This is a genomic window from Pantoea hericii (genome assembly GCF_014155795.1).
Classification (GTDB): Bacteria; Pseudomonadota; Gammaproteobacteria; order Enterobacterales; family Enterobacteriaceae; genus Pantoea; species Pantoea eucalypti.
Genome location: NZ_SCKV01000014.1, coordinates 1 through 4,274 on the forward strand (window position 1 = coordinate 1; position 4,274 = coordinate 4,274).

Sequence of the window (4,274 nt, forward strand, 5' to 3'; positions counted from 1 at the left end):
GCATGTTAAAAATGATGAATCACACAGTGTTCTAAACAATAGGACAGTTTCGGTGGGCGCTAATAATGAGACGCGAGTGGATGGTGACCATGCTCTCGGCACTCAGGGAAATAGTAAAACGCTGACAACGGGCAATCGTACTGAACAGGCCTTTACTTCTTACACCATTGCAGCCGGAGACACTGTAAGGATCGAGTGTGGTCTGAGCGCGATTGAGTTAACTAAAGAAGGTGCGATTAATTTTATTGGTAAAAATTTTAACATTACCGTCGATGGTAATGGAGAGATTAATACCAAAGGTGGTGATTTACATTTAAATCCAGAAGGAGGAAGCGCTGCAATAATTGCACCGGGTAGTGGACATAAAAATAAAATAAAAAGTGAAATTGAAAACTACTTTTCTTCATCAGCAAAAAATACCAAAGGATAAAATGGCCACCTATACTCTTCAGGAAGCTTCAATTGAACTGCCCGACATATTTAAAGACAGGACAATGAACCTTTTTACGCTCAGCGAAAATAATGCGAGTGAGTTTACGTTCGTAGTGTCTCGCGCATCTGCTTTTCATGACGATACAGTGCAAAAAGTGGCCGCTAGAATTATCAATGAGATGAGTGTCACTGTTCCCGCTTTTGTAAACATAACATCACAACTGATCGAGATAGATAATCTGCCTGCAGTTGAGCTTTTTTATCATTTTGAAAATGATGGCGCTGAGATCTGGCAAAAACAATCGATTGTTTTATTTGATGATGACGCCGGGGGTAAAAAGATTGTTTGTTATATTGGAACATGCCCAGGACGTTTTAATGATTATTATAGTAAGCAATATCATGAGATTATTAACAGTATAAAATTTAATTCTCGTGATTCTGATGATGAGCCGGTACCCGTGGCAACTGATGCAACGGGGATTTTCTTTTCTTTTGATAACGATACTAAAGTGCTTACCGCACATGAAACGGTGACATTACTTTATCAGAATGTTGATTTGAAAAGAGCTCTGAATGGCAGTTATTTGTTCTTTGACTCAGCGGGAAGCCCATTACATATCGCCGCCTTAAATAATGAAGAGCCGTTGCGCTATGCACTATGGACATCATCACACAGAAAAAACTCATCTGTAAGAGATATTCTTGGCATGGCAAAAGCCTTTAAAGGACCAGAAGATCTCGCCAGCGAATCACAAATCCTTGCGTTTCTTCAGAGACATAAGGATGTATAAATCATGGCTGAATTCAATGCTGCCAGAGAGCAGGACGAGATAGCCCACACAGCTTCTAAAGGCTGGATGATCGCCGGGTTAATTGGCGGTGCCATTTTAGGTGCAGCAGCCGTTGTTGTAACCGGTGGAGCGGCTCTGGTTGTCGTATCTGCAGCAGCAGCCGGTGCCTGTGCTGCCGGAGGGGTGGGTGAAGTGCTAGGGAGCATGTCATGGGCTCCGCGGCATAACACAGGCAAACTGTTATCCGGCTCGCCGAATGTTTTCACCAACAGCAGAGCAGCGATACGTGCACATTTGTCCAAAGGCGACTGTGATGAGCACAGCGGCTCATCGCAACGGGTTGCTGAAGGTTCGGACAAAGTTTTTATTAACAACTTTCCTGCCGCCCGCATCGGAGACCGTTTGACCTGCAGCGCTGAGATATCTGGCGGTTCAACCAATGTGTTTATTGGCGGAGGTAAACTTCAGACCGACGATATCAACCCCGAAATCCCTGGCTGGGTAAACTGGGTGATGATGGGAGTGGGCACTGCAGCTGTTGCGGTCCTGGCATCTCCTGCTATTGCGCTGCTAGGCTTAGCTGGCGCAATGGGCGGCGGTTACGCTGGCGATTGGGTGGGTGGCAGACTTTTCGGGGAAGGCTCTGACGGACAAAAATGGTCTATGCTGGTAGGCAGTTTTGCCGGTGGGGCATTGGGTGGCAAAGGGGGCATGAAGTTTGATAGCTGGCGTGCCGGGAACATACCAAAGCCAGCTAAGCTAAATTCTGATAATATCGAAATATCATCACGTCGAGCTGAGTTAAATAAGAAGTTTGGAAGAACTGGTGATTTAAATAAAGATATCACGATTCGAGGTCATAAAGAAATGGCTCGTGATTGGTTAGAGTCAAAAGGCTTTGACCCTCAACAGATCAAAGATTTTGATAATGGAATCGATTATTCGCAGAGAGTAAGTGTTGAAACAGTGAACAGAAGTAAGCCTCTCTTTCAAAATCAAGTGCCTGGCGGTCGTCAGGGAAACTGGTATGCCTTAAGCGAGGATGTTAAGCCTACCAAGCTTGGTATAAATCCTAAGGGAACAATTTATGGTACGGAAAGTGTGGTTGATAAGGTACCCAAGCCTTATACTGTGCAGCATAAAGTTGAGATGCTACGGAGTACATCATTGCCGGCACTCGACACTTGGTCGGTGAAGAATCAACCCTATCAAACAGAAGGTGGAGCGATTCAATTGCTCTCAAACGAAAAAGGTGCATTTAGGGGTTATGATGAATAAAGAAGAATATACCGCTCTTGACTACATCAATGATGCTATTGATATCACTAATCAAAGAGCCATGGAAAAACCGGATTTTACAGTTTTTCAGGTTGCTCTGAAACAGCTTATGTACGTAAAAAAAATATTAACTGGTGAAGAAAAAGATAAAAGTGTCCTGCATAGCATGAATCTGGGGAGTTTGGCTTCCAAAGAGTTTGATACTACTGACCCAGAGCTTGCCAAACATCTTTCAAACGCAAATTATATTGCATCTCAAATAGGCGCGGGACTCAAAGTCATTCTTCCTCATCAAATCGATCCTGAATATGAAAAACGGAAAAAAAGATATTTAAAAGTACAGTAGTAGATAAATATTGAGGCTTTAATGTATAAAGAATAACGCAAATAAAGTTCCCTGGTGGTAAATCACCAACTGGTGATTATGAAACTGTTATTTCCATGAGAAATTTAGATAAAGAGATAGACTATCAAGTTTATGACTTAAAGAAGGGGCGATTTATTATTGAAGCTAAGATTGTTAAGTCACGTCAAGGTGACTTTAATTTACTGCGTTCGGATAGTAAATGGTTTATAGGTGTTCTTATTCCAAATTTCTATCCAAACTCGCATTTTGACATTAGTAAGGTGTTTGTATTAGATGAAAATGATCTTCTTCATAGAGATGACTTTGACTATCTAATCAGTTTGGCCGAGACTATTCGTAAGGATTGGACCAACTTTTGTGATAGAGAGGTTAAAGATATTAAGGTTGTGAAGTGATTTATTATAAGTGAATAAAAATAATTCCCTCTCACTAGAAAAAGGTTTTTTTAGAGAGTTAATCCTATCACTTTTTATATTAAGTTACTATAGTGTAGGGTTTTGGGTAGACACTGTATTTAAATATAGGGTGATGCCTCTAATTGGTTTAATCTGATGTATAATGCACGCTTTTTAAGATTCTCATGGCCAGCGTTAACGTTCATTGCCTCCATTGTCAGTCTGCTCATGTTTACCGCCATGGTCAGAACCCTAAAGGCTATGACAGATTTCGCAGCCGTCACTGCCACCGCGTGTTTCAACTCACTTACGCTTATGAAGCCCGTAAGCCGTGCATTAAAGAACAGATCACTGAAATGGCCTTCATCAATGGTGCCTGGGTTCGTGATACCGCCAGAAAACTGAACATTGGCATTAACACCGTCATCCGGAGTTTAAAAAAATTAGGCCAAAGCGGTTAACCTCTTCACCCGTCGCCCATGCTGATGTGGCGCTTATCTGCGAACTTTATGAGCAGTGTAGCTTTGTTGGCAGTAAAGCCCGGCAGCATTGTTCCTTTTTTTCGTGTGTTTTGATTTTCGCTAACATGCATAATGAAATAATCAAGAAGTAGTTAGTCAGTGAAATAAATGGGGATGTTAAATGTGCATGCATCACGATGGTTTGTAATGTATATTATATTTCCTTATTTTAATTTAAAATTATTTAAAAAATAATTTCCTCTTTGTGTTTCCTGGTTGATATTCAAAATACATATTGACTGAAAAAATATTATATTGATCATGTTCATAAATGTTTATTTTTTAATCGGGGTTTTGTTTTGAAAAATAATTTCGCCCTGATATCCATTACTTCTAATCAGAAGATGCTTTAAATAAAAAAATCATTTCCCTTCCACTTTTACTGACCCGCGTCATCGTCAGTTCTGTCTGTACGGAAAAAACCATGTTCTCACGCATTACTGCTCAGCTGCCGGCGGACGGCCTGCTGTTCCATACGCTCACCGGC

General features: G+C 41.2%; 4 protein-coding genes and 2 pseudogenes. All 6 read left to right on the top strand.

The window, feature by feature from the left end:
• Window positions 1–430 (top strand): annotated as a pseudogene (locus tag H7K52_RS18755) (bacteriophage T4 gp5 trimerisation domain-containing protein); the annotation flags it as partial.
• A 1-nt stretch (window position 431) separates the two neighbouring features.
• Window positions 432–1,226, top strand: a complete 795-nt coding sequence (locus H7K52_RS18760) for a DcrB-related protein (RefSeq protein WP_182630343.1) — start codon at window positions 432–434, stop codon at window positions 1,224–1,226.
• 3 nt (window positions 1,227–1,229) lie between these two features.
• Window positions 1,230–2,504 (top strand): polymorphic toxin type 46 domain-containing protein, encoded by a 1,275-nt coding sequence (locus tag H7K52_RS18765; protein WP_182630344.1) that lies wholly within the window; start codon window positions 1,230–1,232, stop codon window positions 2,502–2,504.
• A complete protein-coding gene (locus tag H7K52_RS18770; protein ID WP_182630345.1) occupies window positions 2,494–2,850 on the top strand; it encodes an immunity protein Tsi6 family protein in 357 nt (118 codons plus the stop codon). Before H7K52_RS18765 ends, H7K52_RS18770 begins: the two co-directional genes overlap by 11 nt.
• Window positions 2,851–2,945: 95 nt before the next feature.
• A complete protein-coding gene (locus H7K52_RS18775; RefSeq protein WP_182630346.1) occupies window positions 2,946–3,266 on the top strand; it encodes a hypothetical protein in 321 nt (106 codons plus the stop codon).
• Between the two features lie 185 nt (window positions 3,267–3,451).
• A pseudogene (locus H7K52_RS18780) lies at window positions 3,452–3,831 on the top strand (IS1-like element transposase); the annotation flags it as partial.
• Window positions 3,832–4,274: the final 443 nt, after the last annotated feature.

Coding starts and splice junctions, on each gene's coding strand:
- H7K52_RS18760 (WP_182630343.1), top strand. CDS start 432: ATGGCCACCTATACTCTTCAGGAAGCTTCAATTGAACTGCCCGACATA.
- H7K52_RS18765 (WP_182630344.1), top strand. CDS start 1,230: ATGGCTGAATTCAATGCTGCCAGAGAGCAGGACGAGATAGCCCACACA.
- H7K52_RS18770 (WP_182630345.1), top strand. CDS start 2,494: ATGATGAATAAAGAAGAATATACCGCTCTTGACTACATCAATGATGCT.
- H7K52_RS18775 (WP_182630346.1), top strand. CDS start 2,946: ATGAGAAATTTAGATAAAGAGATAGACTATCAAGTTTATGACTTAAAG.